Raw genomic sequence first — 18,227 nt, 5'->3', positions numbered from 1 at the left:
GGGTTAGGTTCCTTTTTATGTTCAAGAAATGAGGGACGGATCATGTCGGAAAATGCGCCATATACACCGCCAAAGGTTTGGGTTTGGGACAAGGAAAATGGCGGCAAATGGGCGGGTTTGAACCGCCCAATTGCAGGGCCTACCCATCACAAGGATTTGCCACGGGGCGATCATCCGTTTCAGCTTTATTCATTAGCCACCCCCAACGGGGTAAAGGTCACGGTGATGTTCGAGGAATTGCTCGCCGCGGGTCATGCGGCGGAGTATGACGCTTGGCTGATCCGTATCCTGGATGGCGATCAGTTCGGTTCCGGCTTTACTGATGTGAACCCCAATTCGAAAATTCCCGCGCTGATGGATTATTCTGGCCAAACCCCTGTGCGCGTTTTTGAATCGGGCGCGATTTTGATGCATTTGGCCGAAAAATTTGGCGCCTTCTTGGGCCGCCCAGAGGATCGGCCAGAACTCTTGTCGTGGCTCATGTGGCAAATGGGAAGCGCGCCCTATTTGGGCGGCGGTTTTGGGCATTTCTATGCCTATGCCCCATTTGCGCAAGAATACCCGATCAATCGTTTCGCGATGGAGGTGAAGCGCCAATTGGATGTGCTTGATCGTCATCTTGCAGGGCGCGATTGGATGGTGGGGAATGAGATAACCATTGCCGATATTGCCATTGCCCCATGGTATGGTCGCCTTGTGCGCGGTGAGGCCTATGACGCGGGTGAGTTTCTCTCTGTGCATGACTATAAAAATGTGGTCGCTTGGGCCGAGCGGTTCTATGCCCGCCCTGCTGTGCAGCGCGGTGCGATGGTCAACCGCACCTATGGCCCGCTTGAAGGGCAATTGCACGAGCGTCATTCTGCCGATAATTTCCTGAACCGCACGCAGGATAAAATCGACGGGTGATTACTCCGCGAAATGCACCTCGGCTGCGCCCGCCTGCATAACAGGTTGGGCGCGGTCAAAACGTAAGTACGCCAGTGCTTGATCCCCAGAAATGCTATGAAGCTGCCCGACCTCGCGGCCGTTCGCGGTGATGAGGTCGCCTTCCGCAGCTGTGCCGCTGACCGTAACCCGCGCCAGCCCTTTGCGCAACTCGGTCTTGTGTTTCATCCGCGCTGTCACCTCTTGGCCGACATAGCACCCTTTTTTGAAATCCACACCATTTAGCCGCTCAAATCCAAGTTCTAGGATATAGCTGTCATTGGGGATCAGTTCGCGCCCATGCTCGGGGATCAAATGGGCAATGCGCGTTGTTTTCCATTCTGCTGCATCCCATAAGTTGGGCAAGCCCGACTGGCCATAGGCGCGCCAACCAAGGGCAGGGTCACGCGGATCAGCATATGCCCCTTGTGGCAGGGTGCCATGCCCCACGGCCACTGTCATATCCGAGAGGGTCAGTGCTACATCTGCGCGCAGCTTATACATCGACAAGCGCTGCATCAGCGGTGCGGCCAAATCACCGTCCACATCAAGCAAAACGCGATCGCCGCGGGTCAGCATCAAAAAATCAGCCAGATACTTCCCTTGCGGGCTCAGGATCGCGCTGTAGCGCAGCCCTTCGGCATCTTCAGGGACGGCATTGGTGGTCAAACCTTGCAAGAATTTCTCGCGGTCAGACCCTGATACCTCAATGATTTTACGATTTTGTGGCTGCTCTTTGGTCATGGCGCTTTTTCCCTTGTCTTGACCAGAGAGCTAATCATTCTTGCGCTCTTGCCAAGGCCGTCAGAGTAATTGAAATTGCACCAAGACGCAAAAGCCTGTGCCTTGCTTTTTGCCGATTTCAACAAAGGGACACTTCCATGAGCCTTGCCAACGGTCGTCACTATCTTGCCATTCCTGGCCCTTCGGTCATGCCTGATCGCGTATTGCAGGCCATGCATCGTCCCGCGCCGAATATTTACACGGGCGAGTTGGTCGAAATGGTGCATGGGCTGATCCCTGATCTCAAGGCGGTTGGTCGTGCGCAAAAGGCGAATGTGGCGATTTATATTGCCAATGGTCATGGTGTCTGGGAGGCGGCGCTGTGCAACACGCTGTCGCGGGGCGACAAGATTTTGGTGCTTGGCACGGGGCGCTTCTGCCTTGGATGGGGCGAGTTTGCGGCGGGTCTGGGTATTGACTGCGAGATCATTGATTTTGGCCCTCAATCCGATATCGACATGACCCGTGTTGCTGAGGCCTTGGCGGCAGATAAGGCTCATGAGATCAAGGCCGTTCTCGCGGTGCAGGTGGATACCTCTAGCAGTGTGCGCAATGATATTTTGGCCTTGCGGCAGACCTTGGATGCAGCGGGGCACCCCGCGCTGTTATTCTCTGACAACATCGCCTGTCTCGCCTGTGATGCGTTTGAATTTGACGCATGGGGCGTGGATGTGATGGTCACAGGCAGCCAAAAGGGTTTGATGACCCCGCCCGGGATTGGGTTTGTCTATTTCTCGGAAAAAGCGGATCAAGCGCGGGGACGGGCCAATTGTGTGACGCCCTATTGGGATTGGCGGCCCCGTGTGAATCCGACCGAATTTTACAAATATTTCAACGGCACTGCGCCGACCCATCACCTCTACGGGTTGCGTGTGGCTTTGGACATGATCTTGCATGAAGAAGGGTTGGAGGCCGTTTGGGCGCGCCATGCGACTTTGGCCCGTGCCGTATGGGCGGCCTTAGATCGTTGGGGTGCGAATGGCCCTGTTGCGGCCAATATTGCGGATCCTGCTAAACGCTCGCATGCTGTGACCACCGTGGATATGGGCACGGGGAATGGCGCGAAGATGCGTGATTGGATGACAGCAACGGCAGGCGTGACACTGGGCATCCCGTTGCAGGGGTTGCGGCCTGACCCTGCGCGAGCAGTTGATTTTTTCCGTATCGGCCATATGGGGCACGTGAATGCGCATATGGTTTTGGGCCTGTTGGGCAGTTTGCAAGCAGGTATGAAGGCGATGCAGATCCCGCATGACCCAACAGGGTTAGAGGCCGCGATTGAGGTCATTGGCGAAGCAGGCTGATCTAGCCGAAGGTGGCAAGCGCCTTTGGCAATTCTGCCTCAAGATGTGCCAACATCGCGGCATCCCCGCATGAGATGCGGATTGTGCGATTGAGCGGGGCAATCGCGGGCATGCGGAGAAATACGCCGCGCTTGGTTAACTCGTTGAGAAGCGCCTCTGCATAGGCGCCATCGCGACCGCAATCCACCGCCACGAAATTCGTGGCCGAAGGCAGCGGCGTTAAACCATTCTCTTGCACGATACGGGCAATCTCGGCGCGGGCTTGGGTGATTTTCTGAACGGTTTGATTGAGGTAATCTTGATCCTTCAGGGCCGCCAAAGCGCCCGCTTGTGCGATACGCCCCATCCCAAAATGGTTGCGGATTTTGTCAAACGCACGGATCAGCTGGTAATGGCCGATGGCATAACCCACGCGAAGCCCCGCAAGACCATAGGCTTTGGAGAAGGTGCGCATTCGGATCACACGGGGATGGCTGACATCCATCGCAGGAATGGCCTCTTGCGGCGCTGTATCGGCATAAGCCTCGTCCAAGATTAGCACCGTCTCAGGGGGCAGCGCGGCGATAAGCCGTTCGATTGCCTCGGCCTTGTGCCATGTGCCCATAGGATTGTCAGGATTTGCAAGATAAAGCAGCTTTGCGCCGGTCGCCCGCGCCGCCGCAAGCAGTGCTTCAGGGTCTTCGTGATCGTCTTTGTAGGGCACAGTCGTAACCTGCCCACCGAATCCCGCGACATGGTAAAGAAAAGTGGGGTAAGCCCCAAGCGAGGTAACGACAGCATCCCCCTCGGCCACCAACAGCCGCACCAAATATCCAAGTAACCCGTCTATCCCTTCGCCCACCACGATGTTTTCAGGCGCGACCCTATGGAGCGCTGCAAGGGCATGCCGCAAATTATGGAGTTCAGGATCGCCATACATCCACACATCGCGCGCTGCGGCCTGCATTGCGGCGATCGCCTTGGGCGAAGGGCCAAAAACACTTTCATTGGCGCCAAGCCTTGCGACAAAGTTAAAGCCTTGCGCGCGTTCTTGCGCCTCGGGGCCGACAAACGGGACTTTTGCGGGCAGGCTATCAATAAGCTTGGTGTAGCGTGGGCTGGTCATGAAATGGTTTGGTCCTCAGGCCCCGTATGGAACCCAAACGGTTTTGACTTCAGTTGCTTCTTCCAAAAATACCACGCCCTCACAAGCGGGATTGCGCCAGTCGGGACTTTTGCCCTTAAAGCCTGCCAGGCCCCAACTGCGTTTGAGGTTGAGAGAGGCCTTAGTGTCCATGAGATGCGCCTCTATATTTGCATTGAAATTCCAGATTGCATCAACGGCCATATGCGCTGCTAAATCTGTGGCCATCTCGGATGGGTTGCCCGTCACAATATTGATCACGCCTGCGGGCACATCGGATGTGTCGAGCACTTGATAGAAATCGGTCATCGCAAGACCACCTTCCAAACTGGGCAGGAGAACCACGCGGTTCCCCATCGCGACCGCAGGCGCAAGAAGCGAAATTGCGCCCAAGAGCGGGGCGTTTTGCGGGGCTATGATGCCAATCACCCCGACCGCCTCGCGTAGCGCCATCGCCAAGCCGCGCAACGGCACGGCCCGCGCTTCGCCTGCGAATTTGTCGGCCCATGCGGCATAGCTGAACAGGCGGCTTAGGCTTGTTTCAACCTCCGCTTTGGCGGTGGCTCTGGATTGTCCTGTGAGATCACAGAGACGTTCCGCAAATTCCTGTCCGCGCGCCGCCAAATTCTCGGCGAGGTAATACAGGATTTGCGCGCGGCTATGGGCTGGCATCGTGCCCCATCCTGACGCGGCTTCCGCAGCCTCAACGGCGTTGCGAATATCCTTGCGGTTGCCGCGGCCCAATTGGCCAAGCATGTCACCCGATTTTGACCAAATTGGAATGACATGGCCGCCATCAGGGCGGGCTTGTTTGCCGCCAATGTAAAGTTTGGCGGTGCGGTCTATCGCGGGTGTATTGGCTTGCTTGGGCGTTGCAGGGGCGGGGTGGTGCACTGGTTTTTCAATTTTGGTCAGGGGCAGCGGTACCTTCATATAGGCGCGCAGCCCCTCAACCCCACCTTCACGACCAACCCCTGATTGACGCACCCCGCCAAAGGGCGCAGCAGCGTCAAACATATTGGTGCCATTGACCCAGACAACACCCGCTGCCAATTTCGGGGCAATATCAAGCGCAAGGCTGATATTCTCACTCCAGATTGACGCGGCAAGGCCGTAACGCGTGTTATTGGCAAGGCTCACGGCCTCCTCAGGGGTGCGAAACCGCGCGGCCACAAGAACGGGGCCAAAAATTTCTTCCTGCATCAGGGGGTGGGCGGTGCCGAGATCAGTGATCAGCATCGGCGGCAAAAAGCAGCCTGTCTCAGGCAAGGCACATTCAGGGCTGAATGCATCAACACCCGACACCATGTCGCGCACGCGCGCGGCTTGGCTGTCATCGACCATCGCACCGATGTCGATGGATTTATCCAGCGGATCACCCACGCGCAGTTTTGCCATCCGCGCGCGAATTTTGGCATAGACCTCATCGGCCACGCTGTCCTGCACCAACAGGCGTGACCCCGCGCAACAGACCTGCCCTTGATTGAACCAAATCGCATCAACCAAGCCCTCAACAGCGCTGTCGAGATCGGCATCATCAAAGATGATGAAAGGCGATTTACCACCCAATTCGAGGCTGAGTTTCGTGCCTGATCCTGCGCGGGCTTGATAAATTTTGCGCCCAACTTCGGTTGAGCCTGTGAAGGCCAATTTGTCGATACCTGCATGCGCGGCCAAATAGGCACCCGCTGTGCCATCACCTGTCATGATGTTCACAACACCTTTGGGCAGGCCAACCTCCTGACAGATTTCTGCGAATAGAAGGGCGGTCAACGGGGTGAATTCCGCAGGCTTCAACACAACCGTATTGCCCGCGGCCAAGGCAGGGGCAATTTTCCAAGCGAGCATCAACAGCGGAAAGTTCCAAGGGATGATTTGCCCACAAACGCCAAGCGGTTGATGGTCTTCGGCAACAGTTCCGCGCAATTGGGCGAGGCCTGCATGATAGTAGAAATGCCGCTGAGCAAGCGGAATGTCGACATCGCGTGCCTCGCGGATTGGCTTGCCATTGTCGAGAGTTTCGAGAACTGCAAAGAGGCGACTGTGTTTTTGCAAGGCTCGCGCCAAAGCATAAAGGTAGCGCGCGCGCGCATGATCGCTGAGCCGTGACCATGGCCCAAAGGCCTTTCGCGCCGCGCTAATGGCCGTGTCTATCTCCGTTTCAGTTGCTTGCGCGACATGCGCCAAAACCTCGCCACAGGCAGGGTTGCGGGTTTCCAAATGATCTTGGCCTTTAGTGAAGCTGCCATTGATGAAATGTCCAAACTGGCCATGATGCCCCGCAATCCATGCGCGCGCCTCAGTATCGGCTTCGGGCGCGGTGCCATAGTCCATGGTTTCGAAAATTTCGGTGATATTCATGATCTGCCTCAGGCCATCGGGTGATTGTAACGGGCGGAATAAGCACCCGTGGCTTGGTGTTCGAGTTGGCGTTCAATATCGCCAAGGAGAGAGGACGCGCCAAAGCGGAAAACCTGCGCGGACATCCAAGCTTGTCCCAATTCTTCTTTCATTAGCGCCAGATAGGTCAGCGCGTCCTTCGCTTTGGAAATGCCACCTGCGGGTTTGTAGCCGACCTTAAACCCTGTGCGCGCCTCATAAGCGCGGATTGCGCGGATCATGGTTAGGCTGACGGGTAGGGTGGCATTGACCGCTTCCTTACCTGTTGAGGTCTTGATGAAATCTGCGCCCGCCATCATGCAAACGAGGCTTGCGCGCGTGACATTGCGCAATGTTCCAAGTTCGCCTGTGGCCAAGATCGCTTTGACATGGGCCGCGCCGCAAGCCGTGCGAAACTCTCGCATCTCGTCATAAAGCGCCTGCCAATTCCCCTCGAGGATATGGCGGCGCGAAATCACAATATCGATTTCTTGCGCGCCCGCGGCAACGCTTTCCTTGATCTCTGCCACGCGCAGATGAAAGGGCGACAACCCCGCAGGAAAACCGGTGGATACCGCTGCCACAGGGATGCCGCTGCCCTCCAGCGCCTTAAGCGCGGGCTCGACCATGTCGTGATAGACGCAGACCGCCCCCACTGTGATCTGCGGCAGTCCCAGACGCTCTAGAATATCTGCGCGCACGGGCTGCTTGGCCTTTTCACAAAGCCGCGCCACACGCGCTTTGGTGTCATCGCCTGACAATGTGGTCAGGTCGATCATCGTTACGGCGCGGGCGAGCCATGCTGTTTGATATGCTTTTTTCACGCTGCGCCGTGTGCCAATTGTGGCTGCGCGCCGTTCAATTGCAGATCGATTTGCTGTAGCACGCGCAACCCAATCAAGGTCGAGCGCCATTCCCTCGTTGCGGGGGAGGTGCAATTGCGGCAGCTGCGCATGGCCCGTCTGGTGGCCCGTTGCGGCAAAAGTTTTGGTGGTTTGGGTCATGTTTTGGCGTCACTCATACAGTCAGCTCTTACGCTTACACGCGCGGCGATGCTTGGCAAGGTGGTGACAGGGGTAGAATTGAGCGTTAAGGGAGAGACAACGCTTTAGCCCAAACTTTTGAAAGCCCTGCCCGATGCCCTTTGATCGCTCGATAAAAATCGCCCCGTCTATTCTCTCTGCGGATTTTGCCAATTTTGGTGCAGAGATCCGCGCCATTGAGGTGCAAGGGGCGGATTGGGTGCATATCGATGTCATGGATGGGCATTTCGTGCCGAACCTCACCTTTGGCCCGCCTGCGGTGAAGGCCTTTCGCCCTCATGTGAAAACGGTCATGGATGTGCATCTGATGATCGCGCCTGTTGACCCCTATATTGATGCCTATGCGGATGCAGGGGCAGATATTTTGACCGCGCATATTGAGGCGGGCCCGCATATTCACCGCACGCTGCAGGCCATTCGTGGTGCAGGCATGAAAGCTGGGGTGGCGTTGAACCCTGGAACACCCGCCGACAGTGTCGCGCATCTTTTGGATTTGTGCGATTTGGTTTGCGTTATGACGGTCAACCCAGGCTTTGGTGGGCAGAAATTTATTGATCTGACGGACAAAATCTCGCGTCTGTGCGCGATGATCGGGGATCGTCCGATCCATATTGAGATCGATGGGGGTGTTGATCCTGTAACTGCACCATTGGTGGCTGCCGCGGGCGCGGATGTGTTGGTCGCAGGCTCAGCCGTTTTCAAGGGCGGCTCGGTTGATCGCCCTGAGGTTTACGGCGATAATATCGCGTCTATCCGAAAAGCGGCCGCATCCGCGCAATAAAAAAGGCGCGCAAAACTGCGCGCCTCTGGATTAGTTTGTCTGAAAGAGGGGCTATGCTTTATTGGGGCCCGCCTCAAGCACATCTTCTAAGGTGCGCAGGCCTGTGCGGGGCGCTTGGACCAACACCGACATATTGCCAGGCTTGTGTTGGTTGTTGAGCATTTTGTTATGCGCATCGGGCAACTCGGCCCATGGCATGACCTCGGACATACACGGATCAAGACGGCGCTCGCACATTAAGCGATTGGCGGCTGCAGCTTGCTTGAGATGGGCAAAGTGGCTGCCTTGCAGGCGCTTTTGATGCATCCACATATAGCGCACATCAAAGGTGCAGTTGAACCCTGTTGTGCCTGCACAGATAACAACCATGCCGCCCTTTTTACACACGAGAGTCGAGACGGCGAAGGTCGATTCACCTGGGTGCTCAAACACCATATCGACATTCACGCCTTTGCCAGTGATGTCCCAAATTGCTTTGCCAAAGCGGCGGGCCTCTTTCAGCCACGCGTTATATTCTGGGGTGTTCACCTTGGGCATTTGACCCCAGCAGTCAAATTCCTTGCGATTGATCACACCTTTTGCGCCAAGGCTGAGGACGTAGTCGCGCTTACTTTCATCTGAGATGACGCCAATCGCATTCGCGCCTGCGGTGTTGATCAACTGAATGGCATAGACACCAAGCCCACCTGATGCCCCCCAGACCAGAACATTCTGGCCAGGTTTTAACTCATGCGGGTGATGGCCAAACAGCATACGATAGGCCGTGGCAAGGGTCAGGGTGTAACACGCGGATTCTTCCCAAGTCAGGTGCTTGGGGCGTGGCATTAATTGCTGAGCCTGCACGCGGGTAAATTGGGCGAAAGACCCATCGGGGGTTTCATAGCCCCAAATGCGCTGTGTCGGCGAGAACATTGGATCACCGCCATTACATTCTTCGTCATCCCCGTCATCTTGGTTGCAGTGGATCACGACCTCGTCCCCAACTTTCCAAGATTTCACTTTGTCGCCAACGGCCCAGACAATGCCTGCGGCATCAGAGCCTGCGATGTGATAGGGGGCGCCATGCCCATCGAAGGGGCTGATCGGTTGACCCAAGCCCGCCCAAACGCCGTTATAGTTTACACCCGCAGCCATAACCAAAACCAATACTTCTTGGCTGTCGATGCTGGGTGTTTCTACGACTTCAAGCTGAAACGCTTTGTCGGGCGTGCCGTGGCGCTCTTTCCGGATAGCCCATGCGTGCATTTTTGGCGGCACATATCCCATCGGAGGCATCTCGCCCATATCATAGAGGTCTTTTTCGGGCGCCTCGTAATAGAGGGGCGTCTGATTGCTGTCCAAAGCCATTGGGGCCTCCGTAAATTGCGCCCCAAGGGGCGTGTGGTGCTGCGATGCGGAATCGCTGATGTGCTATTGCAGCATTGAATAGCAAGGGCTGCGCAACAATTCAAATAAAAATACAAATTTGAGAAATAAAATGTCTCACGAGGCATGGCGGATCGCCATTTTAGTCGCATCAGCTTTGCGAGATCATAGGTAGATTTTCTTCAATATATTGATTTTATTGTAAATTATTGTGGGCTGATGAGTACGCGCCTTCATTCTGCATTGCAGCGAATTGACAGAGACATAAAGTTTTCCATATACCTCTATTTGAGTAAGGATATTGCTAAAGACGAATCTGGAGGGCGCTGATGGCCGAGATGCAGAAAGATAAGCCTTGGTTGATCCGCACCTATGCGGGTCATTCTACGGCCGAAGCCTCGAACGCGCTGTATCGGAGCAATCTGGCCAAAGGCCAAACGGGCCTATCCGTTGCCTTCGATTTGCCGACCCAAACGGGATATGACAGCGACCATGCGCTTGCGCGCGGTGAGGTGGGTAAGGTCGGCGTGCCTGTCAGCCACTTGGGCGATATGCGCACCCTGTTTGAGAATATCCCACTGGAGCAGATGAACACCTCAATGACCATTAACGCGACTGCGCCGTGGCTTTTGGCGCTCTATATCGCCGTGGCTGAGGAGCAGGGCGCCGAGGTGGCGGCCCTACAAGGCACAGTGCAAAACGATCTCATCAAAGAATACCTGTCGCGCGGGACATATATTTGCCCCCCTGCGCCGTCTCTGCGGATGATCGCAGATGTGGCTGAGTATTGTTATACGCATGTGCCAAAATGGAATCCGATGAATGTCTGCTCGTATCACCTGCAAGAGGCGGGTGCGACACCTGAGCAAGAACTGGCATTCGCCCTAGCGACAGGGATTGCGGTTCTTGATGCGCTAAAGCCCCGCGTTGCAGCAGAAGATTTCCCAGCACTTTGCGGTCGCATCTCGTTTTTTGTGAATGCGGGCATCCGTTTTGTGACCGAGATGTGCAAGATGCGCGCTTTTGTTGATCTTTGGGATGAAATTTTGGAACAGCGCTATGGGGTGGAAGACCCTAAATTCCGCCGTTTCCGATATGGGGTTCAGGTGAACTCTCTCGGCCTGACAGAGCAGCAGCCTGAAAATAATGTCTACCGCATCCTGATTGAGATGCTCGCCGTGACATTGTCGAAACGCGCCCGCGCGCGGGCGGTGCAATTGCCTGCATGGAATGAGGCCTTGGGCCTGCCGCGCCCTTGGGATCAGCAATGGTCGATGCGGATGCAGCAGATCATGGCCTATGAAACCGATTTGTTGGAATATGGCGACCTTTTTGACGGCAACCCTGTGGTTGATGCTAAGGTCGAGGAATTGAAATCAGGTGCGCGGGCCGAATTGGCCAATCTCGACTCGATGGGCGGCGCGATCATGGCTATTGATTACATGAAAGCGCGTTTGGTCGAAGCGAATGCTGACCGTGTGGGGGGGATTGAGCGGGGCGAGACCACTGTTGTCGGCGTCAATCGCTTTACGCAATCAGAGCCTTCGCCTTTGGTCGATGAAGAGGGCGGGATCATGGTTGTTGATCCTGCGGTTGAGGCCGATCAAATCGGGCGCCTTACTGCGTGGCGCGCCGCGCGTGACAGCGCCGCTGTCGAGGCAGCTTTGGCGCGATTGCGCGATGATGCAACCGCAGGGCGCAATGTCATGCCCGCCTCGATTGACGCCGCAAAGGCGGGCGTGACGACTGGCGAATGGGCCGAGGTCATGCGCGCCGTGCATGGTCAATATCGTGGCCCAACGGGTGTTTCGAAATCTGTGTCGAACAAAACCGAAGGTCTGGAGGATATCCGTGCTGCCGTGGATGCACTCAGCGATAAACTGGGCCGCCGTCTTAAGTTTATGGTGGGCAAGCCCGGGCTTGATGGGCATTCCAACGGGGCAGAACAAATCGCCTTCCGCGCGCGCGATTGTGGAATGGATATCAGCTATGAGGGTATCCGCCTGACGCCCGAGGAAATCGTTCAAGCGGCCCTTGCGGAAGAACCCCATGTTATTGGGCTGTCGATCCTATCAGGCAGCCATGTGCCCCTGATCGAGCAATTAATGGGGCACTTAGAGGCTGCAGGATTGGGGCATTTACCTGTGGTTGTCGGCGGCATTATCCCAGAGGCGGATGAAAAGCGCCTTTTGTCTATGGGCGTGGCGCGGGTTTATACACCCAAGGATTTCGAATTAAACCGCATTATGTTTGATATCGTTGCCTTGGTTGAGCCCCGTTCCGTTGCGGCCGAGTGAATAATAACGCGCTAGATTTTCAATAATTATAGCGCGCGCATTAAATATATTCTTGTTGCCAATATAAAATAACAGGCTTGATCCTTCTGCCAGTTTGAAATTCCAAACGGGTTGGAGGCATTATGTCTATTGATCTTTCAAAAATGTCGAAAGATGAGCTTGTCGCACTTCAAAAAGATGTCGCAGCGGCAATTAAAGACTTTGATAAACGGAAAAAGAAAGAAGCCCTGATTGCAGCCCAAAAAGCGGCGCAAGAATTTGGGTTTAGCCTTGAAGAGTGTTGGGCGGTCGTAAAGCGGGTGCGAAAGTTGCGCCACGCTATCGTAACCCAAGCAATCCTGACCAAACATGGACGGGCCGTGGCCGCAAACCCCTTTGGGTTGTGGACGCGTTGAACTCTGGAAAATCTTTGGATGATCTAGCGATCTAAAATGAATAAAGCCGCCCAAAAGGGGCGGCTTTTTCTTTTAAATGGCAACCACATCTAAAGGTGGAAAGCCATTAAATCCTACGGATGCATAGGTTGATGTATAGGCCCCGCAGGCGCGGATAATTATTTTATCTCCGCCCTTCAGCCCAAGCGGCAATTGCACCGGCCGCTTTTCATAGAGAACATCCGCGCTGTCACAAGATGGGCCTGCAAGAATGCAGGGGCCCGTGACTTCATGGTCGCGCTCTGTGATGAATTGATAGCGGATCGCCTCATCCATTGTCTCGGCAAGGCCTGAGAATTTGCCGATATCAAGATAAACCCAACGGCATAGGTCATCGCTTGATTTGCGCGAAACAAGCAGCACCTCTGCGGCGATCATGCCCGCCTCACCGACCAGACCGCGGCCAGGCTCGGCCATGATCTGCGCCACATCCCCAAAGCGGGCGTGAACCTGATCCATAACGGCGCGGGCATATGCGGTGGGGTGTGGGATGTCATCGCCGTAAAAGGCGGGGAAACCGCCCCCGATATTCAGCAAGTCCAAACCATGCCCAGCGGCTTGTGCGGCGTGCCAAACGGCGGCGATCTGATCAAGCGTATCAGCCCACATCATCGGATCACGGGTCTGGCTGCCCACATGGAAGGACAGGCCGCGCGGGGTCAAACCAACGGCGTGGGCGTGCTCGATCAGGCCCAATACAGTTTCGCGGCTTGTGCCAAATTTGCGTGTCAGCGGCCAATCGGCACCCGAGGCTTCGACAATCACGCGGATATAAACCTGGGCATTCGGGGCATGGGTCGCAATTTTGTCCAACTCTTCCACCGCATCGGCGGCAAAGAGCGTGATCCCTTGCGCATGGGCATAGGCAATATCGGCAGGGCGCTTAATCGTGTTGCCATAAGAGATATGCGCAGGCCGCGCGCCATGGGCCAAGCAGGCCTGAATCTCGGCGCGAGACGCCGCGTCAAAATGCGCGCCAAGACCTACAAGACGGGCCAAGATTTCAGGCGCAGGATTGGCTTTGACCGCGTAATGAATATCCGCATGGCCCAAGCCCGCTTTGAGTGCGTGATACTGTGCTTCGATCCGCTCAAGATCCAGAACAAGGGTTGGGCGATCAAAGTTTGTGCTGCGGATATAGCCCAACAGACGGGCATTGGGATCAACGGGTTGAGAAATAGCTGCGCAAACCGAAGGCTCGGCAAATGTAGCATTCATAGGCATCTCCAATAGACATGGGCCGAAACTCGACCAGACGTTCCAAGGGAGACGTTACCGTCGCTACATTAACCGCGTGGGTGCTAGCCCACCTCGCCAGAGGCGCGTGCGTTGGCGTCTGTGCGCGGGCGTGTGCATCACCTGCGATCAAATAGCAAGAAGTTTTTTGCAGCCCGCCTCACAAACCATGGCTGCGGTCGTAACCATTGGCGGGGCGGGGGGTAAAATCAGCGGTCAACTCGCTGTCAAACACCTCCACCAACATCGGGTGGCAGGTGGCGCTGTCAGAGGAATGCTCCGCCCCGCAATCCCCACCCGGACAGGCAGAGAGCGCACCCAAAAGATCGATCTCGGCAAGGAAATCGAGATGATCCCCCGCGCGCGCGGGCGTGGCCTTCATGAAATATTGGCCCGTATCACGGGTGAACCCTGTGCACATAAACACGTTGAGCACGTCATGCACCGCCATCTCGGCCTCGGTCAAAGATAGGCCGCGATGTGAGGCCAGCGCGCGGGTCAGGTTGGAATGACAGCAGTGGTGATACTGCCCGCCAGACAGCAGGTTATGCGTATAGGGGTCGCAGCGCGTGCCGATCACATCATGCACCGCGCCGCCAAAATCATCGCGCCCATACCACGCCAAACTGTCCTCAAGGATCAGGGCCATGGCGCGCAGATGCGGAAGGTTGGAATAAAGCGTGTGGCCCGTGCTGACATGGCTACCATGGATGGCGCGGGTTTTGCCCGAAAAGAACCGCTCGGACAGGTCATGCGCATTCCATAGGTTGAGATCCCCCACCTGTGCCCCTTGCGGCAGGGAGATGCGGAAGGATTGCCCTGCCTTCACCTCGAAACAGGCCGCTTCGCGCGGGGGGATCAGCACCTCGGCCGTTTTGCGCCAATGCTTGCGCGCGCGCGCCATACGGACGGGGTCGGGCGCGGGCAGGCTGTCGGTGGGATAGCAGATCACAGGCGCCACCGTGCGGCGCGCCTCGGCATCGTTTGGGGCCGTTATATGGTCTGTCATAGTGCTCCCTCCTGCATTACTTGGGCAGTTGTAATTTCACAGTGCAATTCTCCGTCTCAAGTGGAGAAGTGGTATTTGAGCAAGAAGGCGCTTTTTATGCGATGTTGAGCTACGCGGATTTGATTTATGTGATTTCGGATACCTATGAGCGGCCACAAATTTATTTTCTGTCAACATAGTGCTGAAAACTAAAAGGGCCTTTGGGCCCCTTTTTCTTTCACCTCATAACTGCCGTTCCACCATCATCTTTTTGATATTGGCGATAGCCTTGGCGGGATTTAGGCCTTTGGGGCACGTTTTGGTGCAGTTCATTATCGTGTGGCAACGATAGAGTTTGAACGGATCTTCCAGCTCGTCCAAACGCTCGCCCGTGGCCTCGTCACGGCTGTCGATGATCCACCGATAGGCGTGCAGAAGCGCGGCTGGTCCAAGGTAGCGATCGCCGTTCCACCAATAGCTAGGGCAGGAGGTGGAGCAGGAAGCGCACATCACACATTCATAGAGCCCATCCAGTTTTTTGCGGTCTTCGATGGATTGGCGCCATTCCTTTTCAGGGCGCTGCGTTTTCGTCTCAAGCCAAGGCATGATCGAGGCGTGCTGCGCGTAGAAATGGGTCAGGTCGGGTATCAAATCCTTGACCACGGGCATATGGGGCAGCGGATAGATTTTCACATCGCCCTTGATCTCATCCATGCCATAGATACAGGCCAGTGTGTTGATCCCGTCAATATTCATCGCGCAAGACCCGCAAATTCCCTCGCGGCACGAACGGCGGAAGGTGAGCGTTGGGTCGATCTCGTTTTTGATCTTGATCAGCGCGTCCAAAACCATCGGCCCGCAGTTGTCCATATCCACCCAATAGGTGTCGACACGGGGGTTTTGCCCGTCATCGGGATTCCAGCGGTAAATCTGGAATTTGCGCAGGTTTGTAGCCCCCTCGGGCTTGGGCCAAGTTTTGCCCGTTGTGATCTGTGAATTCTTTGGAAGTGCGAGTTCTACCATGGTCGTCTCCGTCTCACTGGCTGCCCGTTTCGGGGTAGAGGGGTGTTTCGGGCGCTTGGCCCGTCAATCTGATAACGCAGGTGGTGTAGACATCTCCGGGGTCTCGCCCTGCGAGGTAGTCTGAGGAAAGGCCGATTTGCATACCCGCAGATGTGCCGCCAGTGCCAACACCGACCGCAATCTGGGTTTGCGGTCGTGTCGCCGCGTCTGCGCGTTGGCGGCATTGTGCTTCGGCCTGCGCCAATGTGGGCGGTGCGGGGGGCGTGCATGCGGCCATCAGCGCCACAGCAAGGAGGGGCCTAGTGCGTATCATGGCCTGCAGTCCCACCGCATTCTCCCTTAGTAAACCCGCGCTTTCGGGGCAATTTTCTTGAGGTCAATCCCGCCTTCTTCATGCGTGGTCAGCGGGTCAAGATGAACGGGGCGATAATCGAGCGCCACTTTTTGATCCTCAACCACCGCAAGGCTGTGTTTGCGCCATGTTTTGTCATTGCGGTCGGGATAATCCTCATGCGCATGTGCACCACGGCTCTCTTTCCGCGCCTCAGCCGAGACGATGGTGGCCAAGGCGTTTGGCATCAGGTTGGTCAGTTCCAATGTTTCCATCAGGTCTGAGTTCCACACGAGGCTGCGATCGGTGACTGATAGGTCATCCATCTTGGCGGCAACCGCCTCCATTTTTGCGCACCCTTCCGAAAGGGTCTTATCGGTGCGGAAAACAGCCGCATCGGCCTGCATGGTTTTCTGCATCTCAAGGCGCAATTCGGCTGTGGCGACCGTGCCCTTCGCATGGCGCAACCCATCAAAGCGAGCCAAAGCTGCATCAAGGCTGGCTTGGTTCAACGCAGGGTTAGGGGTGTTAGGATCGACAACCTTGCCTGCGCGGATTGCGGCAGCACGGCCAAAGACTACAAGGTCGATCAGCGAGTTTGATCCAAGGCGGTTGGCACCATGCACCGAGGCGCAGCCTGCCTCACCCACGGCCATCAGGCCAGGAACCACCGCATCGGGATTGTCCTTGGTGGGGTTCAAGACCTCGCCCCAGTAATTGGTGGGGATGCCGCCCATATTGTAATGCACAGTCGGCAGCACGGGGATTGGTTCGCGTGTTACGTCCACGCCTGCAAAAATCCGTGCGCTTTCCGAGATGCCGGGCAAACGTTCTGCCAAGGTTTCGGGCGGCAGGTGGTTGAGGTGCAGGAAGATATGATCCTTTTCCTTACCAACGCCACGGCCTTCGCGGATTTCCATTGTCATACAGCGTGAAACCACATCGCGTGACGCTAGATCCTTGTAGGTTGGGGCATAGCGCTCCATGAACCGCTCGCCCTCTGAGTTGGTCAGATAGCCGCCTTCGCCGCGCGCGCCTTCCGTAATCAAGCAGCCTGCGCCGTAAATCCCCGTGGGGTGGAATTGAACGAATTCCATGTCCTGCAGGGGCAGACCATGACGCGCGACCATGCCGCCGCCGTCGCCTGTGCAGGTATGCGCTGAGGTTGCGCTGAAATAGGCGCGGCCATAACCGCCTGTGGCCAGAACGACCATCTTGGCATTGAAGGCGTGCAGCGTGCCATCGTCCAATTTCCAAGCCAGAACGCCTTGGCACTGACCGTCTTGAGACATGATCAGATCAGTTGCGAAATATTCGATGTAGAAATTCGCGTTATTCTTCAACGACTGGCCGTAGAGTGTGTGCAAAATCGCGTGACCTGTACGGTCTGCGGCGGCGCAGGTGCGCTGCACGGGCGGGCCTTCGCCGAATTCGGTGGTATGGCCGCCAAAGGGGCGTTGATAAATCTTGCCTTCTTCGGTGCGCGAGAATGGAACGCCGTAATGTTCCAACTCATAAACCGCCTTGGGCGCTTCACGGGCGAGGTATTCCATCGCATCCGTATCGCCAAGCCAGTCCGACCCTTTGACTGTGTCATACATATGCCACTGCCAACTATCAGGCCCCATATTGCCAAGCGAGGCTGCGATGCCCCCTTGTGCCGCAACAGTGTGAGAACGGGTTGGGAAAACCTTGGTCACACAGGCAGTCTTAAGACCCTGTTCTGCCATACCCAAGGTCGCACGAAGGCCCGATCCGCCCGCGCCAACAACGACAACGTCATAGCTGTGGTGATGAATTTCGTAGGAAGCGGTCATGTTCCGTCTGCTCCTGTTTGTCTGTTCAGAACGCGAGTTTTGCAATCGCGAAAAGCCCGATCGCCATCAGCCCGTAGGAGATGATCGAAAAGGCGATGAGAAGGCCTTTGCGGGTCAAACCGCCGGTGTAATCCTCAACCACCACTTGGATGCCGAGGCGAAAATGGTGCAGGCCCACGATCAACATCAGCGCGATAATCAGCGCGCGCAGCGGATGACCGAGGGCTGCGATCACCGCGTCAAAAGGCTGGCCCAAAAGTGGCCCGAAGGTGAACACGAAAAGCGGGGTCAGAACCATGAGCGCCACCGAGGTGAGGGTCATTGTCCAAAAATGTTCTGTGCCTGAGCGGGCAGATCCAAGGCCGATCACGCGTTTGCGGTCTGTTGCGAATTTCATAA

General features: G+C 56.1%; 16 protein-coding genes. 5 read left to right on the top strand and 11 right to left on the bottom strand.

Annotation, left to right across the window (positions count from 1 at the left end; translation table 11 throughout):
* Positions 1-42: 42 nt before the first annotated feature.
* Positions 43-906, top strand: a complete 864-nt coding sequence (gene yghU, locus AAC621_RS04560) for a glutathione-dependent disulfide-bond oxidoreductase (RefSeq protein WP_340252643.1) — start codon at positions 43-45, stop codon at positions 904-906.
* Here yghU and ygfZ read toward each other — a convergent pair whose 3' ends face one another.
* The gene (gene ygfZ, locus AAC621_RS04555; RefSeq protein ID WP_340252641.1) at positions 907-1,668 is read right to left on the bottom strand and encodes a CAF17-like 4Fe-4S cluster assembly/insertion protein YgfZ; all 762 of its coding nucleotides are present in this window, start codon (positions 1,666-1,668) and stop codon (positions 907-909) included.
* Between the two features lie 137 nt (positions 1,669-1,805).
* Here ygfZ and AAC621_RS04550 point away from each other — a divergent pair, with 137 nt between their 5' ends.
* Positions 1,806-3,011, top strand: coding sequence for a pyridoxal-phosphate-dependent aminotransferase family protein (locus AAC621_RS04550; protein WP_340252639.1), 1,206 nt, complete (start codon positions 1,806-1,808; stop codon positions 3,009-3,011).
* A 1-nt stretch (position 3,012) separates the two neighbouring features.
* Here AAC621_RS04550 and AAC621_RS04545 read toward each other — a convergent pair whose 3' ends face one another.
* From AAC621_RS04545 to deoC, 3 genes are read right to left on the bottom strand one after another with little or no spacing between them, the layout of a single operon-like run.
* Positions 3,013-4,116 carry a pyridoxal phosphate-dependent aminotransferase gene (locus AAC621_RS04545; RefSeq protein WP_340252637.1) on the bottom strand — a complete coding sequence of 368 codons (1,104 nt, stop codon included), beginning with the start codon at positions 4,114-4,116 and terminating at the stop codon, positions 3,013-3,015.
* A 15-nt stretch (positions 4,117-4,131) separates the two neighbouring features.
* Complete coding sequence (locus tag AAC621_RS04540; RefSeq protein ID WP_340252635.1) at positions 4,132-6,495, bottom strand: aldehyde dehydrogenase family protein; 2,364 nt, start codon at positions 6,493-6,495, stop codon at positions 4,132-4,134.
* A gap of 8 nt (positions 6,496-6,503) precedes the next feature.
* The gene (gene deoC, locus AAC621_RS04535; RefSeq protein ID WP_340252633.1) at positions 6,504-7,517 is read right to left on the bottom strand and encodes a deoxyribose-phosphate aldolase; all 1,014 of its coding nucleotides are present in this window, start codon (positions 7,515-7,517) and stop codon (positions 6,504-6,506) included.
* 133 nt (positions 7,518-7,650) lie between these two features.
* Here deoC and rpe point away from each other — a divergent pair, with 133 nt between their 5' ends.
* On the top strand, positions 7,651-8,337 hold the full coding sequence (rpe, locus tag AAC621_RS04530) for a ribulose-phosphate 3-epimerase (RefSeq protein ID WP_340252631.1): 687 nt from the start codon (positions 7,651-7,653) through the stop codon (positions 8,335-8,337).
* 51 nt (positions 8,338-8,388) lie between these two features.
* Here rpe and ccrA read toward each other — a convergent pair whose 3' ends face one another.
* Positions 8,389-9,684 (bottom strand): crotonyl-CoA carboxylase/reductase, encoded by a 1,296-nt coding sequence (gene ccrA / locus AAC621_RS04525; protein ID WP_317656462.1) that lies wholly within the window; start codon positions 9,682-9,684, stop codon positions 8,389-8,391.
* Between the two features lie 347 nt (positions 9,685-10,031).
* Here ccrA and AAC621_RS04520 point away from each other — a divergent pair, with 347 nt between their 5' ends.
* Both AAC621_RS04520 and AAC621_RS12260 read left to right on the top strand, forming a co-directional pair.
* Positions 10,032-11,999 carry a protein meaA gene (locus AAC621_RS04520; RefSeq protein ID WP_340252629.1) on the top strand — a complete coding sequence of 656 codons (1,968 nt, stop codon included), beginning with the start codon at positions 10,032-10,034 and terminating at the stop codon, positions 11,997-11,999.
* Positions 12,000-12,276: 277 nt separating this feature from the next.
* A complete protein-coding gene (locus AAC621_RS12260) occupies positions 12,277-12,429 on the top strand; it encodes an H-NS histone family protein (RefSeq protein WP_445322487.1) in 153 nt (50 codons plus the stop codon).
* 37 nt (positions 12,430-12,466) lie between these two features.
* Here AAC621_RS12260 and AAC621_RS04510 read toward each other — a convergent pair whose 3' ends face one another.
* The 6 genes from AAC621_RS04510 to sdhD all read right to left on the bottom strand — a co-directional run bounded on the left by AAC621_RS04510 (position 12,467) and on the right by sdhD (position 18,225).
* A complete protein-coding gene (locus tag AAC621_RS04510; RefSeq protein ID WP_340252627.1) occupies positions 12,467-13,651 on the bottom strand; it encodes a type III PLP-dependent enzyme in 1,185 nt (394 codons plus the stop codon).
* A 178-nt stretch (positions 13,652-13,829) separates the two neighbouring features.
* A complete protein-coding gene (locus AAC621_RS04505; RefSeq protein ID WP_340252625.1) occupies positions 13,830-14,678 on the bottom strand; it encodes an urea carboxylase-associated family protein in 849 nt (282 codons plus the stop codon).
* Between the two features lie 222 nt (positions 14,679-14,900).
* The gene (locus AAC621_RS04500; protein WP_340252623.1) at positions 14,901-15,680 is read right to left on the bottom strand and encodes a succinate dehydrogenase iron-sulfur subunit; all 780 of its coding nucleotides are present in this window, start codon (positions 15,678-15,680) and stop codon (positions 14,901-14,903) included.
* A 13-nt stretch (positions 15,681-15,693) separates the two neighbouring features.
* Complete coding sequence (locus AAC621_RS04495) at positions 15,694-15,993, bottom strand: hypothetical protein (RefSeq protein WP_340252621.1); 300 nt, start codon at positions 15,991-15,993, stop codon at positions 15,694-15,696.
* 26 nt (positions 15,994-16,019) lie between these two features.
* On the bottom strand, positions 16,020-17,828 hold the full coding sequence (gene sdhA, locus AAC621_RS04490; protein ID WP_340252619.1) for a succinate dehydrogenase flavoprotein subunit: 1,809 nt from the start codon (positions 17,826-17,828) through the stop codon (positions 16,020-16,022).
* 25 nt (positions 17,829-17,853) lie between these two features.
* Positions 17,854-18,225 carry a succinate dehydrogenase, hydrophobic membrane anchor protein gene (gene sdhD, locus AAC621_RS04485; RefSeq protein ID WP_340252617.1) on the bottom strand — a complete coding sequence of 124 codons (372 nt, stop codon included), beginning with the start codon at positions 18,223-18,225 and terminating at the stop codon, positions 17,854-17,856.
* Positions 18,226-18,227 lie beyond the last annotated feature (2 nt).

It is taken from the genome of Roseobacter sp. HKCC-CH-9208, from assembly GCF_037805125.1.
In the GTDB taxonomy this organism is placed as follows: domain Bacteria; phylum Pseudomonadota; class Alphaproteobacteria; order Rhodobacterales; family Rhodobacteraceae; genus M30B80.
The sequence above is the reverse complement of the archived record's forward strand: the minus strand, read 5'-3'. Positions and strand labels throughout refer to the sequence as shown.